We start from the raw sequence: 21,662 nt of genomic DNA on the forward strand, positions 1-21,662 counted from the left end.
TCTTATAAGGCTAAAACATCACTGGCAACAACTTGAACACTCTGTTTTCCCGATTTTTGGGAAGTTTTGGCTATCTCCACAGCTTCCATGTAAGACAGATGCTGCTTAGCTCCTACTACCTGCAAATCATCCGTACCTACTACTGCAAAACCCGGCTTTTGTAAAGCAACTTTCTTAGGATTGAGTACCTGACTTTTGTAAGCAGATAGCGCGGACCGTCCTACTGCACCTCTTCTTGAGAAGAAAGTAGTCTCTTGCTTGCTGAATGTGGCCAAAGTGCTCAATTTTTGAAGAGCAAAAGACTGGTTGGCTTCATCCATCACATGCTGCTCATATTCCACCGATCTATCTACTACATCACCACATTTCAAGGCATCAGTTGCACTTAACTTGACACCGGAGCTTTGATCTTCAAATGAAGGAAGACTCAACTTTTCATTATCTCCGATATCTAGGAAATTGGCTGGAGCAAATGCTTCCTGTATGTAGGAGTAGCTAGCTGATGAATTTCCGATCTTGACCTCGGTTACTTCAAACAGAGTGAAATCTGAAGGTTTGAATTGTCCAAACTTGGAAATCTCTACTTCAAACGGCACAATTTTCTGGCTGATTTCAATAGACCCATTCGGTGTCAAAATCAACTCTTCTTCCGATGCCAAACCTCTCATTCGCAATCCAGGAGAATTCGGGTTGGAAAGTATACTTCTCCAGTTTTGAATGTCCTCCATTGCTTCGGTAAGTAGCGGGAAGACCGCAATATCCGGTAGTGTTGTATCTTTTTTGTCTCCCCAAGTGACGTCGAATTTGACTTTGACTGAGAAGAAAAGAATCTTGAATTTGGCAGTTCCTTTGGCTCTCCAAGGAGTAGGTCCCTCGAGTGAAAATTCCAGAGAAAGGCTGAGCAAAGTGGTGCTACCAGCCTTGACTGCCAATCTTGCCCGTGCATCGGCAATGAAACGGAATGGTGAAAACTGGAACAGAACATCAAAGCCAAATTCTCCGACTACTTTGAAACCTGCTACTCCAAAATAAAAATCGATACCAGCTCCGAATTGGACTGTATTGGAAGTGACTGCAAAGTAACAAGACAATGTCAGGCGGGGATTACCTGAAAGAATTTTCAAGGTAAGCCGCTTCATCGTTGGAATTTGAAGATGAGTAGGTGGGTTAAATCTCGGATGGAAACCTCCTACCGAGAGTACAAAATCTGGCTTTGCTCCCCATGAAATCCGCAAAACCATATCACCCTCTAATCCAAAAGTAAGCACCCTAGAATCAAACAAGCTTGCATCGAAGCTCAGCATGCCTTTTTCAAAGTCGATCATGCCGAGGAAAGCAACTTGAATTTTGATCAAGGCGGCATTTTCATCAGGCAAAATCACTCGAAGAACACCTAGAATCCCAAATCTTACAGGATTTGCAAATTCTATAGCGACTCCCAAATCCACCCGGAGAAGTGTAGGCACTCCCCAAGTAATAGCAGCCATTGGTCCTAACACAAATTGGTCTCGCTTCACAGGGAAAACCTCTTTGATGTCAGTTAAAATCTTATTGATATTGGCGATTATATCCTTTGGAAAAAGAATATTCTGAATGGTTCCGGTCCGAACCCCATCCCGGAGGCGCTCAACTTGGATTGTACGATGAATTCCTAAAATTCCTCCCAGTCCAGATAAAAAGAAGCCAAACCCTAAGGCTATTCCGGTTCCAAATTCAACAGAAACAATAAATAAAACAGAAGTCCCCGGCTTGCCATCAGGCATCTTGCTATTGATAATACCTATCGCAGATACTGCGAAAAGATTCATAAAGGACAATTCCACAGCTCCTGCGTATTCCCCTTTTTCATTATCAAAAAACAAATAACCTCCTCCAGTAAACACAGGAGTATCTAGGGAGACTCCGAGTCCAGTTGGCGGTTTAAATCGAATATCAATGTTTACAATACCAAAATTGGAATTCCCTTGTGGCACCCCATTGCTAAAAGATGCCTTAACCAAAGTTGCTTCAATTCCCAACCCTTCTACGGAAGCAGCAACAGGTCCAAGAGTAATACTTGCTCCTGAAAAAGCTACCCCAATATCCGCTCCTGCGGAACCATTGTCTTTATAGGTGATTTTTAAAGCATCTAAACTGACAGCGTTCCCAAATTTCCCATTTACGGGAATCAGGGCCTCACTTTGGGCTCCTCCAAATGAAATATTAAGACCCGAAGGCCAGCGGATATCCAAGTCAATATCAAACGATTCCCCAAACTGTAAATCCTTTAAATTGATCTGACTTGGTAGGAGATCATCCATTCCTGGAATGACAATCTGGTTTTCTATTAATCCACCTAAACTGAAACCCCAATCATTAGAAGCCGTTCTGCTTAGACCTATTTTGCTCAAATATATTCGGACAACGCTAGGGACATCCAAGACCTTTAAAGCTGGATCCGCAGTTCCCAAAATGCTAAATGCTCCTTGGTTATCGATCTCTATATCAACTCCGATAGCCGTGGCACCATCCGCCCCTCCAATTCCTTCTAACTCAAGTTGCCCTTGAAGTTTGATCGTGATTTCATCTTGGTTTTTTGTGACGGAGATATCCGAAATGGTGATTTTGATACTTCCAACATGAAAAACTGCTGTACTTCCAATCGAGGCAGAAAAATTCCCCGCAGAAGGAATTTCAAAACTGACAGCAACTTTAGCCTGCTGATCTGAATCATCCTTCAATCCAGGTATTTCTAATTCTCCCTCAAAGGAGAATGGATACTGAAGGCTTGAAGAAGTAAATGCCAATTCAAGCTCTTTCAACGTGAAGGCAAAACCTCCTACTTTGATTTTTTGATCACTGGAAAGTGATATTTGATATTTTTTGGTGGCTTTTTCGTAACCGAACCCAATTCCTATTTCGGCAGGCCCAGAACCGCTTTCATTTTCAAAACCTGAGAAACCCAATGCGGCAGCAGCTTGGATACTTTCCAATTCACCTTGTAAAATCCTCAGATCAAAATCATCTATGAATAAACTAACATCGCCTAATTTGAGCTCTGTTCGACTACCTCCTGTATTTGCTTGGATGGTATAATCATTTCCATCAGACAATTGAAAACTGAAGTCTAAAGAATTATGTCCTGTATCGCAGGCATCGATTGTCAATTCCCCTGCAAAAACTGCATCCGTCAGGTTTCCATTTTGGATAGCAAAACCAAATTGGGAAAATGCGAAATCAAGATCTCCAATTTTAAAAGTCGGCAAAGGACTTGCCAAGAAGCTCAGCTTATTCTGTCCTGAATTATAGGAAACAGCTACCTGAATAAAATCATCACCACCGGGAAGCTTAAATTTAGATGTACCTGAAATGGACTGCATTGAACCATTTGCTACAACTAATTCTAAATTAAGGTCTTTAATCTCTAAACCATTACCTTCTAGAGTTCCAGCCGAAAGGATTTCAATAGAATAACTGTTACCTCCATTTGATACTTCAAAAGAAAAATTGAGTCCTCCTCCATTGGTGAAAAATGGCATGCTTATCGTGCCAGCCAAATCACCTGATTCAAAGTTCCCGTTGCGAATCAAAAATGCTAAAGAACTAATATTTAGTGTGAAAATAGCTAAATCAACTGCAGGTAGACTGGATGCTGCTAATGCAAAATCTTCATTTCCATTTTTGGAATAATTGACATCAACTGAAAAAGGTTGATTCGGGGCAGTAAGCTCGGGAATATGAAATCCAGCGGATCCACTTGCATTTTGCACATTCCCATTTATAACCTGAATGGCAAATCCAACATCACTGAGGACGAACATGCCAAAATTAGAACTCTGACCTGTTCCATCGATTTGAATCGAATAACTGTTGGTTTTAGCAACAGATACCTCAAAACCGATAGGATTGCCATCAAAAACCGGAAGTGTAATTTCACCGTTGATATCGGCCTCAAAATCCTTTGACTTTTCACTCGCAATCCGAATTTGATCAAAATGTAAATTGAAACTTTCAAGATCCGCTGTGACGTCTTGCAATTCAATTTCATAAATAGGATTAGGCCCAGAAGTATCGACAGAAATATTAAATGTGAAAGGTTGACTCAATCCTGGGAATTGCAAAGCACCTGCTCCAGAGACTGACTGTAGATTTCCATTTTGGACCTGAAGATTAAAACTCTGGAATTGCAATTGGACTGGACCAAATTCCAGCGTGTTCTGATCTGGCGTTCCTGTAATGCTTAGGGAATAATCATTCCCAGTGTTTCCAATTTCTAACTCAAATTGAATTCCAGTACCCCCAGTTGAATCAGGCAATTTAAAAGAACCAACAGCTGTTCCACTTTGAAAATCCCCATTTCGAATCTCAAAATCCAATGATGCTAAGTGCATTTCTCCTCCAAATAATTCGAGGTCAAGTGGATTTTGAAGATTGATCAAATATTGATCTTGAATTTGGGAATAGGCAAGGGATACAGCACTAGGAGAATTAAATCCAGGAATAAGAAGAGAAGCATTTCCAGTAAAATCCTGTACCACACCACCCGAAACTTGCAGGCTGAGCTGAACCTGATTAAACTCAAAATCCCCAAAACGAACGAATTGAGAGCCACTATTGACTGCAATTTGATAACTGTTGGTTCGCTCTATAGTAAAGTTGAAATCCAGACTACCGGCATCATCAAAAACAGGTAAAGTCAAACTACCAATCGCGGTAGCTTCAAACTGTTGAGATCGCTGACTCCTTATTATAATTTGAGTGAATTGAAGGCTAAAGCCTACAACTTCAGCATCTACATTATTGATTTGAATTTCATACTGAGTATTAGGGCCATTAATATTTACCCCAAAGTTGAATGAAAATGCTTGACTCAAGCCAGGAAATTGCAATTGTCCATTACCGGAAATGTCCTGAAGGACCGAATTCTGCACGTTCAGTTCGAATGCTTGGATTTGCAAGGCAACCGGACCAAAGTTTAATTCATTGTCAGAAGGACTGCCAGTCAATTGTATCGTATAGTCATTTCCTTGATTAGAAAAGACCAATTCAAAGCCAATACCTGCTCCATCGGTAGTATCCGGCAACTTAAGTTTGCCCAAAATCTGACTTCCGGTAAAGGTTCCATTAAGGAATTCAAACTTAAGTTGAGAAAACTCTATTTGACAGCCAGCTAATTCTGGTGTTCCGAAATTCGAAGCCTGAATAAGCAAATGCTCATCTGCCCCAGACCGGTTAAACTCCACCTGCATTTCTATAGGTGTTCCAGATGTAATCTCGGCAATTGTAAGCTCACCATGCCCGATGATATCCTGAACTTCCTCATTTCGATAGCAAAGTTTGAACTCTTGCAAATTGAGTTCGAAGCCACCATGCGAAACGGGCTGATTTCCGGTAATTCTTATTTCTAATTCATCTTGAGCAGCATCTAAAAAGGTCACCTCAAAATCCAACTTACCAGTTGAAAAAAGCGGCAATTCTAACTCACCTTGCCAATCACTTTGGATTAAGGTTCCGTTTTTATGGATTCGAAGGAAAACTTGATCAAAAGTGATGGTAGAAAATCCTAATGGAATGGGGGCAAAATTATTTCCAGTGAATTCATAATGAGGATCAGAATAATTGAATTGGAATTGAGTCTTTGCAGGCTGTTGAGTTGTTTGGTCAATGACTCCAGGCAATTGCGCCCATCCATTAATAGTTACCTCTGCGGGAGAAGAAGTATGAGTTGTAAGTTCAATTTGTTGAAAAAAGATCGATACACTTCCCTTCTTTAATTCTTGCCCTTCGGGATTTTGAGCTTGGTAATTGACATCACCATTATTTAATAAGGAAACTTCAAAATCGATTTTACCGGGACCACCAGGACCAGAATCTAAAAATTCAAAGACAAATTCTCCCGATACTTGAGACCCTGATTGGAATTCTCCGTTCTGAATAATAAGCGTCAATTGGCTAATTTCAGCCTGTATTCCTTGGAATCTAGCAAGTGGAATAGTTGAAGCCGTGGCATTGAACACTCCTGCTCCATAATTCAATTCCAAACCCACCTTGTGAGGGCCAGTTCCGTCCTCATTTTGTAGCTCAGGCAAAAAGGCATCAACGGAAAGCTGTAACTGCGTTAATTGAGAAAGTGTGAATGAACAGGAAGAAGAATTAATCGTCAAATCAACTCCTTGAATCTTACACTCTATTATTTGAGTTTGATTTATAAAGAATTCCTTGACACCGCTATTATCTCTTATTTCTATTGTGTAAGGGAATTTTGACAATTCATCACTTACCCGATCTCTGAGCGAAAGAAGCTCCGTTTCCCCTTTTACTATAAGTTCATCTACCTGAGTACCTGAATCATTTAATTTGATCTGAAATTGATCCAAAACTGAAGCCAACTCATGAAGAAAAAATTCAAAATTGTCTGCTATTAAATCTTCGGCAGACTCAATAATATATTGATTGCCGACTTTCGAAATATCAACCGGAAGCTTGATAGGGTTATTTAATGAATCCTTAAGATGCTCAAAAACTACCTCAGCTGAATCCGAGGGGTTTGCCAAAAGTTGATCCATTTGCGACTTCCATTGACTCAAACCTGAATCAGAAAGTAGGGACTCAAAAGGTAAGTTAACGACTGCCATAAAAAAACTGAATTATAAAAACTCAAAAAACCTAACTCTTTGAATTTAAGTAATTTACAGGAAGAATAAAAATTTGATCCCCAAGAAAAATTCAAAAAAAAATTGTAAAATCAATAAAATTCAATTAAACCAATTTATTATTCAATTTTATGTATTTAAAAATCAATATTTGGATAAAATAATCTAAAAAGTATTTTTTATTCTTCTTTAAACCTTAATTATAAAATAATATTTGGATTCAATTTCAATTATATTCCAAATGCCAAATTTTGTTAATAGAAAGCACACAAGCCCCTTGGAAAAGACAGAATTGAAAAAATTTGATTTAAGATTGATTCCTTGTTAGGGCAGCCTTAACTAAGATTCTTGGAACAAAGAAACTTTCCGTACCCTCAGTTGCTTAAAATTTCAAATTAAAAATTCCCAAGCCGGAAGCTCATCTACACTGTGAGAGGACAAAACGCCGACAATTTTCACACCTGAATTTTTTGCTCATAAAAAATGCCCCCAAAAAGTTAGACACTTATTGGGGGCACATTATTTCAGGCCGCCTCTTGATGGTTTTTAAAAATTTACTTGGGCTTGAAGCCTTAGCAAACTTCCTTTTTGCCTATTGGATGGGTTAAGTGAATTTTCAGCCGTTCTATCTGAGAAAGTGTACATGCATACAAGTTCAAAGTTTCTATGAGGTTGCCATTCAAAACCAACCTCCAATTCTTTGACTCGATGTCGAGTAGCATCAATCTCAAACTTTTTCCCTCCTTTATAATAGTGATATCGAGTAAATGGTATGATTACATCTTTCCCTTTTAAAATTCTATAATTAGCCAAAATGTATCCACCTTGAAGAGGAGACTCTAAAACATCATCTAACTCAGGATCATATTCAGGTCCTTTTCCCCAATTGAATTCAGCCTGTAACCCAAAAGGCTGTGGGTACAAAACCACAGTAGGCCCGTAGCGAAAATCCTTGAATTCTACCTGATCCGTACTGGCTGGATTGTTTCTTGTAACTATGTAGTTGCCGACATATCCTTGAAAAGAAGCTTCCAAAATCTGACCAGAGGAAAACTCAAAAGGATAGGTAAACCTTGATACAACATGGACATTTCTATTTTTATCCTGCTGATTGGGTCCCTGTCCATTATAAATCCCCAAACCAAACATTCCATAGTCACCGGAGCCCTTCAATCCTGAGGATGTCAAAAACCGAAAACGTTCCCGGATTTTTTGTGGGGCGTAATAAAAGAAAAGCCCCGTTTCACGTTCGTTTGGAACAGCAGAGTTCAATCCGTCATTTCGGTCAAGTGGAAGTCTATTTGAACTGGACTGCAGGTTTTCGAATCCAAACGGGACTTTTGATTGACCAATTCTGACGCGGAATTCCTGTTTTTTATCAAATGCCAAATCAAAATAAGCATCTCTTATTTGAGCAAAATTCCCCCCTCCTGAGGCGAAATCAGGCTGGATATAGAAATAAACCTGAGGATGAATTTGACCATAAAAAATCAATCGGATTCGGCGGAAAAAGAATCCACCATTGTCTCCTCCCCATGATTTATCACATTGATCACACTTAAGATCTGGATTTGTCTCAAATAATCCATTATAACGAAGTTGAGCATAACCTCTCAATTGGATTTTTTCAAACCAAGTATTGACAACTCTAGGTGGATTTTGTTCTTGAGACAATACAGTGTCCTGAACAGCGCCTCTTGCAATGACACTGATGCTAACCATGACTAAAATAGCCATGGCTAACGCGAAATTTATTCGCATAATAGAATTATTTGAAGATGATAATTGTACAGCGCGGCAAAATTGCCTTGAAAAATTGTGATTTAAAATGAATCCTAGATTATCAAATAATTAACAAAACTAATCCTATCTATAATAAAATCTGATATTAAACCTGAGCTATTTGGCCAGAATCCATTATTTCACAGGTTTTAATGTTAAGAAATTGTTAACAGCGCAAAAATCTGATTAAGCCAAAACTATAACTAAACCCTCCTTTACTACAGAAGCGCTTAGATTTTTTTAATAATCAATGAAGATGAAGTAAAGCTCTTGTAAATGACTAAGCCTAGAATGTTCAGATTATTCAAAAAACGAAAGTACTCTTGCCACATCCACCTCCCCAAAATGATTAATATAAAAGTCACAAACCGGAAGTTCATCTGTACTGTGAGAGGATAAAACTCCGACTACTTTCATCCCTGCATTTTTGGCAGCAGATACTCCTGAAAAAGAATCCTCGAAAACAACACACCGATCAGGATTTACTCCAAGCTTATAAGCTGACTTCAAATAAACTTCAGGATCAGGTTTATGCTTAGTCACATGTTCACTCGCCAATATAGATTCCATGTGAGGAAAAAGATCAAGCTTCCCTCCGATTAATTCGAGATTAGCAAAGGGAGCAGATGTCGCCACACCCGTTAAAAAACCTGCTTTTTTCAAATTCTTAAAAAAATCTTGAAATCCAGAAATGGGAGAAACATGATGCTGGTAAATCTCCCGAAACAAACTCTCCTTTTCATCCTCAAGAATCAGAAGTTCATCTCCCTCAATTTTCCTCCCTAAAAAATGGCTCAATATATATGAGTTGCTTTTGCCATACATGTGTTGGGCAAACTCTTCCTCTGTGGGATACAAACTTCTTTTTTCAAAGAAAATTCGAAAGGCCTTGGAGTGGAATGGATTAGTATGGCAGATAACGCCATCCATATCGAAGATTACCGCTTTTTCCATATATATAAAAGGAGAGGTCGCTTGGCTATTTCTAGCAAAGCGACCTCCCGAAAGGATTTTAAACTCAATTAAATTCTGAAATCACCTTTTCAATAATATCGCAGCAGTCATGCAACTGATCCTCAGTCATGACCAAAGGAGGAGCAAAACGAATGATATTTCCATGAGTAGGTTTGGCTAACAGTCCATTTTCAGCCAGCTTTATACAAATATCCCAAGCAGTAGAACTTTCTTCAGAATCATTGATCACTACAGCATTTAGCAACCCCTTTCCTCTTACAGACTTTGCAATCGGGTACTTCTCCACGACTTTTTGCATGCGCTCACGGAAGATCTTTCCTAGTCTGCGAGCATTTTGGGCCAATTTTTCATCACGAACTACCTCAAGAGCAGTCATTGCTACTTGAGTCCCCAGTGGATTTCCTCCGAAAGTAGATCCATGCTGACCAGGCTTGATTACATCCATGATTTCTTTATTGGCTAGAACTGCCGAAACCGGATAGAACCCACCTGAAATGGCTTTTCCTAAAATCAATATATCTGGCTTTGTGTAAGTTTCCTGTCTTTCACAATGGCCCTCGCAGCTACAATTTCCACATACAGCTAATAAAGAACCTGTCCGAGCTATTCCTGTCTGAATCTCATCTGCTATGAAAAGGACATTTTTTGCCGAGCAGGCTTCTTGAACTTCTCTTATATAATTGTCGGCCGGAGTATAAACTCCTGCTTCACCTTGGATAGGCTCCACCAAAAAGGCAACAACCTGCGGATCTTCCAGTGCAGATTTCAAAGCAGTTACATCATTGTAGGGAATTTTGACAAAGCCTCCAGTATAAGGTCCAAAGTTCTTCCGTGCATTGGCATCATTAGAAAAAGAGATGATTGTGGTAGTTCTACCGTGGAAATTATTTTCGGCTACAATGATTTTAGCTTCGTTTTCTGCTACACCTTTTTTTTCATACCCCCACTTTCTGGCAATTTTGATTGCTGTTTCAACCCCTTCAGCTCCGGTATTCATAGGTAGCACCTTATCAAAACCGAAATACTCGGTGATGTATTTTTCGAAAGGTCCAAGCACATCATTATAAAATGCTCGAGAGGTAAGTGTCAATTTACCAGCTTGCTCAATTAAAGCATTCTGGATGCGGGGATGACAATGGCCTTGATTCACGGCCGAATAGGCAGAAAGGAAGTCATAGTAACGCTTTCCTTCTACATCCCAGAGAAAAACCCCCTCTCCTCTCGATAAAACTACTGGCAGAGGATGATAATTGTGGGCTCCATATTGATTTTCAAGGGCAATTGCCTGACGACTAGAAGTGATGGTCTCCATGAACTTTTGTAATTTTGGGCTGTTAAAACTAGTGAACACAAATATAGTAAATGCCCCAGAGCCCTTTTCATGAAAAGCCAAAAGAATAGCGGGAACCCTCCAGCTCTAGAGCCTGGAGACTATTATTTCAACAAACAAGGGCTTATGGTATTTACCGAAAAATATCATCGGAAGCGGGGATATTGCTGTGGAAGTGGATGTAAGCATTGCCCTTATCCAAAAGGCTGAAAAGTCAGGTAATATTTTCTAGGGCTTTGTTGTTAATTCCCAAAAAGTTCCGATATTTGCAGACTCATTAGTGAAACGCATACATTTACGATACTGAATCATGGCAAAAGTTTGTGACATTACCGGAAAAAGACCTCAAGTAGGTAACAATGTGTCCCATGCTAATAACAAGACCAAGCGTAGATTTTACCCAAATCTTCAAAAGAAAACCTTCTACGTACCTGAGGAGGATGCTTGGATTACTTTAAAAGTTAGCACCAAAGCATTGAAGACGATCAATAAAAAAGGAATCTCTGCGGTATTGAAAGAGGCGCAGGACAAAGGAATGATCGTAATCAAATAATTATAGTCTCGGCGATAAATATTCAGAAAGATGGCTAAGAAAGGAAATAGAGTACAAGTGATTTTGGAATGCACAGAGCATAAAGACTCTGGCATGCCAGGTACCTCTCGGTACATCACCACTAAAAACAGAAAGAACACGACCGAGCGATTGGAATTGAAAAAATTCAATCCTATCCTTAAGAAAGTGACTGTTCACAAAGAAATCAAGTAATTTATTCCGGAGTAATCCGTAAACGAAACAAGATATGGCTAAGAAAGTAGTAGCAACCCTGAAAAAAGAAGGCGGTGTGACTTACGCCAAGGTAATCCGTGCGGTAAAATCTGACAAAACCGGAGCTTATACCTTCAAAGAAGAAATGGTACCTACCTCAATGGTTCAGGATACTTTGAAAAAATAATTTGCCAACGGCATCGTAATGCATTTAGGTCCCTCTGTACTTCGGTCAGCAGGGACTTTTTTATTATTTTCCATCAAAAATTCACGTTATGGGAATCTTTGGATTATTCTCTAAGGAAAAAAAGGAAAGTCTAGACCAAGGTCTCCAAAAATCTAATCAGTCGATTTTCTCCAAGCTAAGCAAAGCCGTAGTGGGAAAGTCCAAGGTGGATGATGAGATTTTAGATGAACTCGAGGAGATTCTGATCACTTCAGATGTAGGTGTGGACACGACTATAAAAATCATCGAACGAATTGAGGAGCGTGTTGCCCGTGATAAATATTTGAATACCGAAGAACTCGACAAGATCCTTCGGGAAGAAATTATCGCACTCCTGGAAGAAAATAATTCTCAGGATTTTTTGGACTTCGATCTTCCGGAAGATAAAAAACCCTATGTCATTATGGTTGTGGGGGTCAATGGAGTTGGAAAAACGACTACCATTGGAAAACTAGCTAATCTTTTCAAAAGTAATGGCAAATCAGTCATCCTTGGTGCAGCTGACACGTTCCGAGCAGCTGCCGTGGACCAGTTAATTCTTTGGGGAGAGCGGGTTGGAGTACCGGTAGTTTCTCATGGAATGAATACCGACCCGGCCTCTGTGGCTTTTGACACGGTAAAACAAGGTAAGGAACAAGGCGTTGATGTAATTATTATCGATACTGCTGGCCGGCTTCACACCAAAGTCAATTTGATGAATGAGCTCTCCAAGATCAAGCGGGTAATGCAGAAGTTTATTCCAGATGCACCCCATGAAATCATGCTGGTCTTGGATGGATCCACTGGACAAAACGCATTCATCCAGGCAAAAGAATTCACCAAGGCGACTGAGGTTACTTCTTTAGCTATTACCAAACTAGACGGAACAGCCAAAGGAGGAGTAGTGATTGGAATTTCTGATCAATTTAAAATTCCTGTGAAATACATCGGTGTAGGGGAAAAAATGAGCGATTTACAGATCTTCAACCGCAAAGAATTTGTGGATTCGCTCTTCTCAAAAAAATAATCTAATCCGGTTCGAAATTTAAATCCCTGTTTTTCAGGGATTTTTTTTTGCAAAAACTTGAACCTTCTAAATTTATTTTCGTAATTCAATATGATATCAAATTAATATCATATCAATATGGAAAAAATAATCAAACCTTGGTCAGGGTACCTCATCCTCTTCTTGGATCCCATTATGATCCCATTGACAGTGTACTCCTTTTTGAATGGCATCCCAGTACTTGGGGTAGTCAGCGTTCTAGTTTTCATCCTTTTGATTCCAGGATTCTTTATTGTCGAACCTAACAAAGCGATGGTTTTACTTCTATTTGGGGATTATAAAGGAACTGTAAAAGCGAATGGATTTTTCTGGGTCAATCCTTTTATGACCAAAAAGAAAATCTCTTTGAGGGTGCGGAACTTTGAAAACAAACCACTCAAAGTCAATGACAAAATTGGTAACCCAGTCATGATAGGTACCATTGTCGTTTGGCAAGTAGAGGACACTTTCAAGGCCACCTTTGATGTAGAAGATTATGAAAACTTCGTTCATCTCCAATCAGATGCGGCCGTTCGAAAAATGGCAGGTCTTTATCCGTATGATAATTTCGAAGATGAAGATGCAGAGGTTACGCTTCGTTCAGGTGTAGAAGAAGTCAATCATTCCCTTGAAAAAGAAATATCCGAGCGATTGCATCACGCGGGAATCAAGGTGATTGAAGCCAGAATTTCTCACCTGGCTTATGCCTCTGAAATTGCTTCTGCCATGCTTCAGCGTCAACAGGCAACAGCCATTGTAGCAGCCCGTCAAAAAATCGTGGAGGGTGCTGTTGGAATGGTTGAAATGGCTTTGGACGACTTGAAGGTGAAGGATATTATCGAGTTTGATGAGGAGAAAAAGGCAACTATGGTATCCAATCTGATGGTTGTACTCTGCTCTGATAAGAGTGCAAACCCTGTATTGAATGTAGGAACGCTCAACCAATAAAGTTATGGCTCGTCAGATCTATAATGAAAGTCAAACATACCGGGGCACCTGGCTCATGTATCTGTTGCTTATGACTGAGATACCCATGCTCATTCTAGTCTTCGTGATCATGAAGACAAGTAAAACAGATCCAAATGAAATTGCACTTGCCACGGCAATTATCATCGGTGTCGTTGGACTAACATTCTTTCTTCTGATGAATATCAGGCTCGATAGCAGAATAGATGAAATAGGTATTCATTATCGCTATGTCCCCTTTATCAACAAGTGGAGAACGATTCCCCGATCCCAAATTCGGAATATAGAAGTCATTAGCTATTCTCCTATTACGGATTTTGGTGGCTGGGGGATAAAGGGAAACCGTTCAACCAAAGCTTATAGTATAATCGGGGACAAGGGAATGTCGATCATTACAGATGAGAAAAAGAAAATCATGATCGGAACCCAAAAAGCCGGAGAATTGAAAGCGTTTTTGGAATATTGGCAAGAGGACACTTCCTATGAGTAAGAAGAAAGCATTTGCACTTCGAATCAGCGAAGAAACCATGAAGGCCATTGAAAAATGGGCTGCGGACGAGTTCCGTAGTACCAATGGACAGCTGGAATGGATTATTCGTGAAGCACTGAAAAAAGCGAATAGACTTCCAAAAAGAGGAGAACAGGAAGGAAGTCAGAATGATTAATTAATCCTTTATTTTCTTATCAAGCTGATTTTCATTACATTAAATAAAACTTTTAGTATGAAAAACATAATTAAAATCGGACTAGCAACCACTTTTCTCTTGGCAAGTCTTTCATTCCTTGCTAATGAAGTAAAGGGTCAAACCACTGAGCCAACCAAAGCGGAAATCAAAGAAGCAAAAGCCAAAGAGAAGTATGAAAAGGCTAAAGAAAAATTGGCAAAAACTGAAGATAAGCTAGCTAAAGCGAAAAAAAAGCTTCAGAACAGTCGAGACAAGTTTAATAAATCAAATACAAGTGGAAAACTATCACCTAAACAGGTCTCGAAGGAAACCAAGTCCATTCAAAAGCAGGAAAAACAAGTCGCAAAACTTGAAAAGGAAATCGAAAAATTAAAAGAGCAAATCAGGAAATATGAAGAAGGCGGTTAAACACCGCCTTTTTTTATTCTGATTTATATAGTAGCTCTTGATTTTCAAAATCAAATAGTGTCAAAGCCCGGAGCTCATAATAAGCTAGCCAATAATCCTTCAAAGCACTGAAATAAGCTCTGCGATTGGTATCCTTTTCATTCTGTGCAATGGAAAGGTCCGTAATAGACACATTTCCAGACTGATAACGCTTGATAGCAATCTCATATCTCCTTTGTGCAACTTCATCTGAAACCTTTGTTACCTGAAGACGCTCCCGAATCATCAAGAAATTCTTCACCTTCGTAAAAATCTCTTGTTCAAAATTGATTTCATCCTGCTGAACGGTGTACTCAACCAATTGCTGATTTGCTTCAGCTTGAGCTAAACGAGCCTTATTTCTTCCCCAATCTAATATCGGAACGGAGAAACCTAAGCTTACCAAAGCCTGAGTATTTGGATTTTGGTAGATATCAGGCCAAGTAAAGGCTGCATTATTATAACCATAACTAGCATTCAATTGAACAGCAAAACGCTGTCCTTTTGCCTGCGCCATTGCAGCTTCTGCTTCTATTTTTCGACGTTGAAAACCTAAAGCTTCTGCCCTATTTTGGAAAGCTAATTCAATAGCCTCATCCACATTTACATCAAAAAAAGGCACTTCTTCCGGAGATTCCAGCTCAATTTCTGTATTTGGATCTAAGCCGATAAATGACTTTACAGCTAGAGCTGAACTTTCCAGATCCAACTTTGCTTGTGCCAAATCCTGCCGGGCTTGCAAAACCTGCAACTCCACCTGAAGGAGCTTATCCTCGAAAGTAGTCCCCAGGTCATACCGGGCTTGTTCGATGGAAAAAATTTCCTCTGTGTTTGTCAAGTTCTGCTCAGCAATCGCCACATTAACTTGAGCTAATAAGTAATCAAAGAACAACTGACTTACAAAAAAGGATACCTCTTCCATCTCCTGCACATATTCACGCTTGCTTTCTTCAAAAAGAAGCGGTTCGATTTTTTTGTCCCATTTGTATGGGTTATAGGCAAAAATCGGTTGCTGAAAACGAACATTTACGGGCACTCCAGACCAGCGAGTCTGTACATCATTGGGCCCAGCCAAAAAATTATCAAATCGGTTCGTGGAGGTATTCACAGAGATAACGCCACCCGTAGGTGAAATCACCTGCTGAAGCCCTAATTCCAAATCCATAAAATTCTGTTGAACCTCCAAAAACTCAATCGATCCATCAGGCTGGGTAATGCTATTAAATGCCTGGGAATAGCTAGGAATTGTACCATTCAACCGAAGTTGGGGATTGTAATTTGATCGAAACAATCGATACTGCCAATACCGATTTTCTCGTCGTGTCTTAGCTCGAAGTGAGGCAGGAGAACGATCTTTTGCACGCTGGACCATTTCCTGAAGGGTATATGTCACCGCTTCCTGAGCCTTGGTCTCAAAAGCATTCAATTGAAAAACAAAAAGACAAAACAGAACAATGGAGAGTCTCTTCATGAGGAATCTAGATTTTGAAAATATTTTAACTAAAATAATGATTGAACTTCCATTAACAAACGGAGTCCGAAGAGTATAGTGTGAAAAATTGCTAAATCTCTTCAGAAAACTTCTGGTTCAGGAAATGAAGGATACCTAAATTGCGTCCCATGATCAAAAAGACTATTTCTTTTGTTATCCGATATGTCCCAAGACCGCTTTTACAACGAGTGAGTCCCTTGGCAATGAGATTTTTTGCCTGGAAAAATAAAGGAGAAGGTGTAGAATGCCCGATTTGTTATTCAAAGTTTAAAAAATTTCTTCCATATGGACGAAAAGCAAGAGAAAATGCACTTTGTCCAAACTGCCTTTCTTTAGAGCGACACCGTCTGATGTGGTTGTTTTTGCAAGAGGAGACTAATTTTTTCACTGAAAAACTACGCGTTTTACATGTTGCCCCTGAGCACTGTTTTCTCAAGCTATTTGATGCACTTCCTAATTTGGACTACATCACAGCGGATTTAGAGTCTCCCTTGGCCAAAGTGAAAATGGATGTTCATGATATCCCCTTTCCGGAAAATAGCTTCGATGTGATTTTCTGTAATCATGTTTTGGAGCATGTTGAAAATGACCTGAAAGTTTGTGCCGAATTCAACCGCGTCCTAAAGCCAACAGGTTGGGGAATAATTCAATCTCCCATTTATGAACTTGAAAAAACCTTGGAGGATCCAACGATTACAGACCCTGCAGAAAGGGAGCGACTATTTGGCCAAAGAGATCATGTCCGAAAATACGGAAAGGACTATGCAGAGCGTCTGCGCAAATCAGGAATAGCCATTGAAGAAAATCACTTTGTGGAGAAGTTGCCCAAAGAGACGGTTGAAAAATATGCACTTCCTCCAAAAGAGGTTATTTTCCTTTGCAGAAAAGGAAACTAAGCTTTGAAAGTCTTTACCAATAATTCCCAAATAAATCCCATCCCATAAGTGGATAACTGGAGAATTGAAGTCACTATTGATACAAATCCAGCAAGGAGCGATTTGGTTTTAAAAGTTGCAGAAAGGAATACTGCCAAAACCCAAAAACTAAACACTAATAGTTGGGCTTCAAAAAGCTTCCAGCCTAATATCCCCGACAAAATCAGGCTGATTAAAAAGACTGAAAAAAGAGAAGGTAAAAGATGCACCAATTGTATAGCATCAGGATGAAATCTTGAAACATTGATTCGATTCCTCCCAAAAGAAAAGGCTTGTTTGGCAAAGCTCCAAAGGGTGTTTTTACGCTTATGAAAAACAAACGCATCTTGGACTAATTCCAATTTGAAACCCGCCTTTTTAATTCGAATACTCCATTCAATATCTTCCCCTTGATTGGGATCTAAAAAGCCTTTGGTCTTTTCAAATACTTCTTTGGAGATTCCCATATTAAAACCGCGAGCCTGATATTTAGCAGGATCTTTCATCTTCCCTCGGATTCCTCCTGTCGTCCAAAATGAGGTCATTGCGAAATCCATGGCTTTTTGAAGTATTGAAAAATCTTCAGCTGCTGCATCAGGACCACCAAATGCATCTAGATTTCTTTCTTTGATCGCCTTTTCCACATGATAGCAATACTCATCAGGGACGACTACATCGGAATCAAACAAAATAAAAAAATCCCCTTTCGCTAATTCCATTCCCTTATTTCGGGCAAAACCCTGACCTGAATTTTTCTGAAAAACATACTGAATCCTTAAGTCCTTTTGAAAAGACACACAAACATCCTCAGCCTTTAGCTCAGAGCCGTCTTCAACTACAATAACTTCGAAATTGGATTGCGTTTGTCGCGATAAGGAACTCAAAAGCTCCCGCAATTCTTCTGGGCGGTTGTAGACAGGAATGATAACCGAAAAGAACATCAATATTCAAAGTTGATTTCTTCGTCTATCTTGTATTCAGCCTCTTTGGATTGATTAGAAGTCATCAGCTCAGCAATGAAACCAGTCACAAAAAGTTGGACACCAATAATCAAAGCTACTAAGGCCAAAAAGAATAAGGGCTGATCTACAATCTCTCGAACCGGAAGGCCTTTTTTGAGACCATAAATCTTCTGAAAGATCAGCCAGCAAGTAATTAAAAAACCTGAAACAAAGGATAATGTGCCCAACAGTCCAAAGAAATGCATGGGTTTCTTTTTATATCGATGGACAAAAGAAACGGAGATTAAATCCAAAAAGCCATTCAAAAAGCGTTCGATTCCAAATTTGGAATAGCCATATTTTCTAGCTTGATGCTGAACTACTTTTTCCCCGATTTTCCCAAATCCATTCCATTTTGCCAATAAAGGAATGTAGCGATGCATCTCCCCATAAACCTGAATATTTTTTACCACTTTCAGCTTATAGGCTTTCAAACCACAATTGAAATCATGGAGTTTGATTCCTGAAATCCATCGGGTAACTGCATTAAAAAATCGGGAGGGGATGGTTTTTGAAATCGGGTCATGACGTTCTTTTTTCCAACCGGAAACTACGTCATAACCCTCTTTTTCAATCATTTCGTAAAGCGATGGGATTTCGTCCGGACTATCCTGTAAATCCGCATCCAAGGTTACTACAACTTTTCCTTGAGCTTTTTTAAATCCCGCATCAAGTGCAGCAGATTTACCATAATTCCGGGTGAAATTTATCCCTTTGATATTTCCATTTGCCTCGGCAAGCTCCCCGATTTTTTCCCAAGAAGAATCCGTACTCCCATCATTTACTAGGATGATTTCATAAGAAAAGCCGTGATTGTGCATAACACGGCTAATCCATTGGGTAAGTTCTGAAAGAGATTCTTCCTCGTTGAAAACAGGAACAACCGCCGAAATTTGAAGCATATTAGTAATCTAGAGATTTGTCTCTTTTCTTAAGAATAGCACCTAAAATTAAAGCAATGATTGCATAGATAATCAAACCTATTCCAAAACTAGTGAACTGACCGGTTAAAGAAAACTGGTCCAATGTTCTGTTTCGAATATCATCCATTTGCTCAGGAGTCATAGAATCAGCGGATGCGCCAAATCTTTCCATGATCTCCAGTGTATTTTGTAATGATTGATCTGCCAAGACTCCAGGTAACGCTGGATCAATCACATGGAAAAGCAAAATTTGTCCAACCAAAGAAAGTAGACCGGAAATGATCATCGTAATGAACGAGAAATTGAAGGCTGTACCAAAAGTCATAAAGCCCCCCAATTCGGTACGGTATTGCCTTCCGAAATAAATGATCAATACAAAAAACACTACTAGAGCAACTAGACCAAACCAGCCTGAAGCTAGCATCGTCGAGTCGACAAAATAGGCCACATAAGTCAAGGCCACAGAGATAAGCCCAATTGTAAGCCCAGGTCTTACAGCGGCTTGAAAAGGAGTTTGCTTCTCTTCCATAATAAATTAATTAGGGTTTTTTCTCAAAATAATAGAAATAATAATGGTAAAAAACAGTCCAGGCACTATTTTCCAAATCCCATCATTGAGCGCTATATCCAAAGGACTCATTTCTAAGAGACTTTTCTGAGTATTTGAATAGGAAGCTTCACCTACTTGAGAGATTATGGTTTCTCGGCTATTCTCCATTACCCGGAGTTTGGAAGCTTTGACTGTTTCAAAAAATTCAGGGAAAATCTGAAATATCGCCCAAATTCCTACAACAGAAAGTAACGCGATTATCATATACGTTACAAATCCTACCGACATGCCCTCTGCAAATGATAGGAAGCCATTATTAGTGTAATCCTTAAAAAACTTAATCGCAAGAAATATGGAAATCGGTGTAATCACATAACCAAAAATCAAATTGAGATTAGTCGGATCTGGAACCATCCAAGCCAAAAACCCAAAAGCTATCAAACTTAGAATTCCGCCAAGAGTCCCGAATTGATATGCAGATCCAAAATACTTAATCATCGATTTCGCTTAAAACACCATCGTAAATTCTATATTTCACTTTTCCAGTTAACTCACTTCCAAACCAAGGATGGTTAAAAGAGAGCGATCTATTACTTTGGTGGTTATAGGTCCAAGATTCTTTTGGATTAAAAATCGTGATAGAATTTGATGCAGACCGGCCCAAAACATTCAGGGGGCCGTTAGTTATTTTATCAATCATTAACGCCCAACCTAATTCACTTTCCAATTTTACCATTGCTGGTAAAAAGGTCTGCAATCCAGCCATTCCAAAAGATGCCAAATCATATTCCATAAATTTGGAATCATAATCTTCAGGCTGGTGGTTTGAAACAATCGCGTCAAAAGTACCGTCTTTTAATCCCTCAATGAGTGCCTTCCTATCATTTTCACTTCGAAACGGAGGTAAAACTTTCAAATTAGGATCAAAATCCACCAAATCACTGTCTGAAAAAATCAGCTGATAAATAGAAACATCTGCTGAAACATTTAAACCTTCTTCTTTTGCTTTCCGGATCAGATCCACAGATTTTGCTGTACTGATTGTCTGAAAATGAACTCGGCCACCCGCATAGCGAATCAATTCCAGATTCTTTTGGATAGCTACTTCCTCAGCCAAACTAGGTATTCCCTTTAGACCAAGTCTTGTTGAGACTTCCCCTTCATGCATTTGACCAAAAATTGCCAAAAGTGGGTCATAAGAATGGTCAAAAAGGACTCCATTGAATTTTTGAAGATATTGAATGATTTTAAGGAACCGATCGCTATTGGACAAAGGATCTTTTCCTTCCCCAAATATGGTAACACCAGATTGATAATGCATATCCAGCATTTCTGTTAGATCTTCCCCTCTTAAATCCAAGGTTACAGCAGCCTGAGGAACTAATTCAACTGGACTATAAGCAGATTTATTTTTAATAAAATCAACCAAGCCTTTGTTTTGAACGACTGGTTGAGTATTTGGCATCATCACAGCTGTAGAGAAACCTGAACAATAAAGACTATCGCAAAGGCTCTCAATAGTTTCTTTATGCTCCAAACCAGGCTCACCGCAGGCTACCCTAAGATCAATCCAGCCTTTAGACCCTATCCATCCTTCAGAATTGATGATTTGAGCATGTTTATAATCTTGTGTCGAATCGAGGGGTTGGAATTGACCATCATCAAAAACAAAATCACCTTTTTGTGATTCTCCCTTATCGATCCATGTCAATCCTTGGAAGAGTACAGCCATTCGAAATCTATTTGATGCAAAACTGCAACAATAATCTAAAAATGAAAAATAAACTTTTTAGAAGGACAATGTCCGGTTGTAATGTAAGAGGAATAGAAATAAAAAAAGCCCCTTTGAAGGGGCTTAGAATGAATGAGGCGGCGACCTACTCTCCCGGGTGTAACCCCAGTACCATCGGCGCTGCAGGGCTTAACTTCTCTGTTCGGGATGGGAAGAGGTGGGACCCCTGCGCCAGGC

General features: G+C 39.5%; 20 protein-coding genes and 1 rRNA gene. 10 read left to right on the plus strand and 11 right to left on the minus strand.

Annotated elements, in window-relative coordinates; all coding sequences use genetic code 11:
• Positions 1-2 precede the first annotated feature (2 nt).
• From NY014_RS08265 to rocD, 4 genes are all read right to left on the minus strand, one after another.
• Positions 3-6,614: a DUF6603 domain-containing protein gene (locus NY014_RS08265; RefSeq protein ID WP_259414092.1), complete on the minus strand. Its 6,612-nt coding sequence runs from the start codon at positions 6,612-6,614 to the stop codon at positions 3-5.
• A 564-nt stretch (positions 6,615-7,178) separates the two neighbouring features.
• Positions 7,179-8,393 carry a porin gene (locus NY014_RS08270; protein WP_259414093.1) on the minus strand — a complete coding sequence of 405 codons (1,215 nt, stop codon included), beginning with the start codon at positions 8,391-8,393 and terminating at the stop codon, positions 7,179-7,181.
• Positions 8,394-8,714: 321 nt separating this feature from the next.
• A complete protein-coding gene (locus NY014_RS08275; RefSeq protein ID WP_259414094.1) occupies positions 8,715-9,368 on the minus strand; it encodes an HAD family hydrolase in 654 nt (217 codons plus the stop codon).
• Between the two features lie 64 nt (positions 9,369-9,432).
• The gene (rocD, locus tag NY014_RS08280; protein ID WP_259414095.1) at positions 9,433-10,701 is read right to left on the minus strand and encodes an ornithine--oxo-acid transaminase; all 1,269 of its coding nucleotides are present in this window, start codon (positions 10,699-10,701) and stop codon (positions 9,433-9,435) included.
• A 69-nt stretch (positions 10,702-10,770) separates the two neighbouring features.
• On the opposite strand from rocD, the gene NY014_RS08285 reads away from it, so the two are divergent.
• The 9 genes from NY014_RS08285 (at position 10,771) to NY014_RS08325 (ending at position 14,795) form a co-directional block, all read left to right on the plus strand.
• Positions 10,771-10,929: a C1orf53 family protein gene (locus NY014_RS08285; RefSeq protein WP_259414096.1), complete on the plus strand. Its 159-nt coding sequence runs from the start codon at positions 10,771-10,773 to the stop codon at positions 10,927-10,929.
• Positions 10,930-11,029: 100 nt separating this feature from the next.
• Positions 11,030-11,272, plus strand: a complete 243-nt coding sequence (gene rpmB / locus NY014_RS08290) for a 50S ribosomal protein L28 (protein WP_135074391.1) — start codon at positions 11,030-11,032, stop codon at positions 11,270-11,272.
• 30 nt (positions 11,273-11,302) lie between these two features.
• Positions 11,303-11,485: a 50S ribosomal protein L33 gene (rpmG, locus tag NY014_RS08295; protein ID WP_259414097.1), complete on the plus strand. Its 183-nt coding sequence runs from the start codon at positions 11,303-11,305 to the stop codon at positions 11,483-11,485.
• Between the two features lie 34 nt (positions 11,486-11,519).
• Entirely contained in the window at positions 11,520-11,672 is a 153-nt protein-coding gene (locus NY014_RS08300) for a DUF4295 domain-containing protein (RefSeq protein ID WP_135074393.1), read from the plus strand.
• A gap of 88 nt (positions 11,673-11,760) precedes the next feature.
• On the plus strand, positions 11,761-12,717 hold the full coding sequence (ftsY, locus tag NY014_RS08305) for a signal recognition particle-docking protein FtsY (RefSeq protein WP_259414098.1): 957 nt from the start codon (positions 11,761-11,763) through the stop codon (positions 12,715-12,717).
• 117 nt (positions 12,718-12,834) lie between these two features.
• Positions 12,835-13,683, plus strand: coding sequence for an SPFH domain-containing protein (locus NY014_RS08310; RefSeq protein ID WP_259414099.1), 849 nt, complete (start codon positions 12,835-12,837; stop codon positions 13,681-13,683).
• A gap of 4 nt (positions 13,684-13,687) precedes the next feature.
• Complete coding sequence (locus NY014_RS08315) at positions 13,688-14,191, plus strand: YdbT family protein (RefSeq protein ID WP_259414100.1); 504 nt, start codon at positions 13,688-13,690, stop codon at positions 14,189-14,191.
• Positions 14,184-14,366 carry a type II toxin-antitoxin system antitoxin gene (locus NY014_RS08320; RefSeq protein ID WP_259414102.1) on the plus strand — a complete coding sequence of 61 codons (183 nt, stop codon included), beginning with the start codon at positions 14,184-14,186 and terminating at the stop codon, positions 14,364-14,366. Before NY014_RS08315 ends, NY014_RS08320 begins: the two co-directional genes overlap by 8 nt.
• Positions 14,367-14,423: 57 nt before the next feature.
• On the plus strand, positions 14,424-14,795 hold the full coding sequence (locus tag NY014_RS08325) for a hypothetical protein (RefSeq protein WP_259414103.1): 372 nt from the start codon (positions 14,424-14,426) through the stop codon (positions 14,793-14,795).
• Between the two features lie 13 nt (positions 14,796-14,808).
• Here NY014_RS08325 and NY014_RS08330 read toward each other — a convergent pair whose 3' ends face one another.
• Positions 14,809-16,284, minus strand: a complete 1,476-nt coding sequence (locus NY014_RS08330) for a TolC family protein (RefSeq protein ID WP_259414104.1) — start codon at positions 16,282-16,284, stop codon at positions 14,809-14,811.
• A 152-nt stretch (positions 16,285-16,436) separates the two neighbouring features.
• Here NY014_RS08330 and NY014_RS08335 point away from each other — a divergent pair, with 152 nt between their 5' ends.
• Positions 16,437-17,201, plus strand: coding sequence for a class I SAM-dependent methyltransferase (locus tag NY014_RS08335; RefSeq protein WP_259414148.1), 765 nt, complete (start codon positions 16,437-16,439; stop codon positions 17,199-17,201).
• Here the strand turns inward: NY014_RS08335 and NY014_RS08340 are convergent.
• The 6 genes from NY014_RS08340 to rrf all read right to left on the minus strand — a co-directional run.
• A complete protein-coding gene (locus tag NY014_RS08340; RefSeq protein ID WP_259414105.1) occupies positions 17,198-18,160 on the minus strand; it encodes a glycosyltransferase family 2 protein in 963 nt (320 codons plus the stop codon). The genes NY014_RS08335 and NY014_RS08340 overlap by 4 nt on opposite strands.
• The gene (locus NY014_RS08345) at positions 18,160-19,122 is read right to left on the minus strand and encodes a glycosyltransferase family 2 protein (protein ID WP_259414106.1); all 963 of its coding nucleotides are present in this window, start codon (positions 19,120-19,122) and stop codon (positions 18,160-18,162) included. The genes NY014_RS08340 and NY014_RS08345 overlap by 1 nt, the downstream gene beginning before the upstream one ends.
• A gap of 1 nt (position 19,123) precedes the next feature.
• Complete coding sequence (locus NY014_RS08350; protein WP_259414107.1) at positions 19,124-19,672, minus strand: DUF4199 domain-containing protein; 549 nt, start codon at positions 19,670-19,672, stop codon at positions 19,124-19,126.
• A gap of 6 nt (positions 19,673-19,678) precedes the next feature.
• Positions 19,679-20,191, minus strand: a complete 513-nt coding sequence (locus NY014_RS08355; protein ID WP_259414108.1) for a DUF4199 domain-containing protein — start codon at positions 20,189-20,191, stop codon at positions 19,679-19,681.
• A complete protein-coding gene (locus NY014_RS08360; RefSeq protein WP_259414109.1) occupies positions 20,184-21,425 on the minus strand; it encodes a dihydroorotase in 1,242 nt (413 codons plus the stop codon). The genes NY014_RS08355 and NY014_RS08360 overlap by 8 nt, the downstream gene beginning before the upstream one ends.
• 132 nt (positions 21,426-21,557) lie before the next feature.
• Positions 21,558-21,662, minus strand: a 5S ribosomal RNA gene (gene rrf, locus NY014_RS08365); the annotation flags it as partial.

The organism is Algoriphagus limi, assembly GCF_024919275.1.
GTDB lineage: Bacteria > Bacteroidota > Bacteroidia > Cytophagales > Cyclobacteriaceae > Algoriphagus > Algoriphagus limi.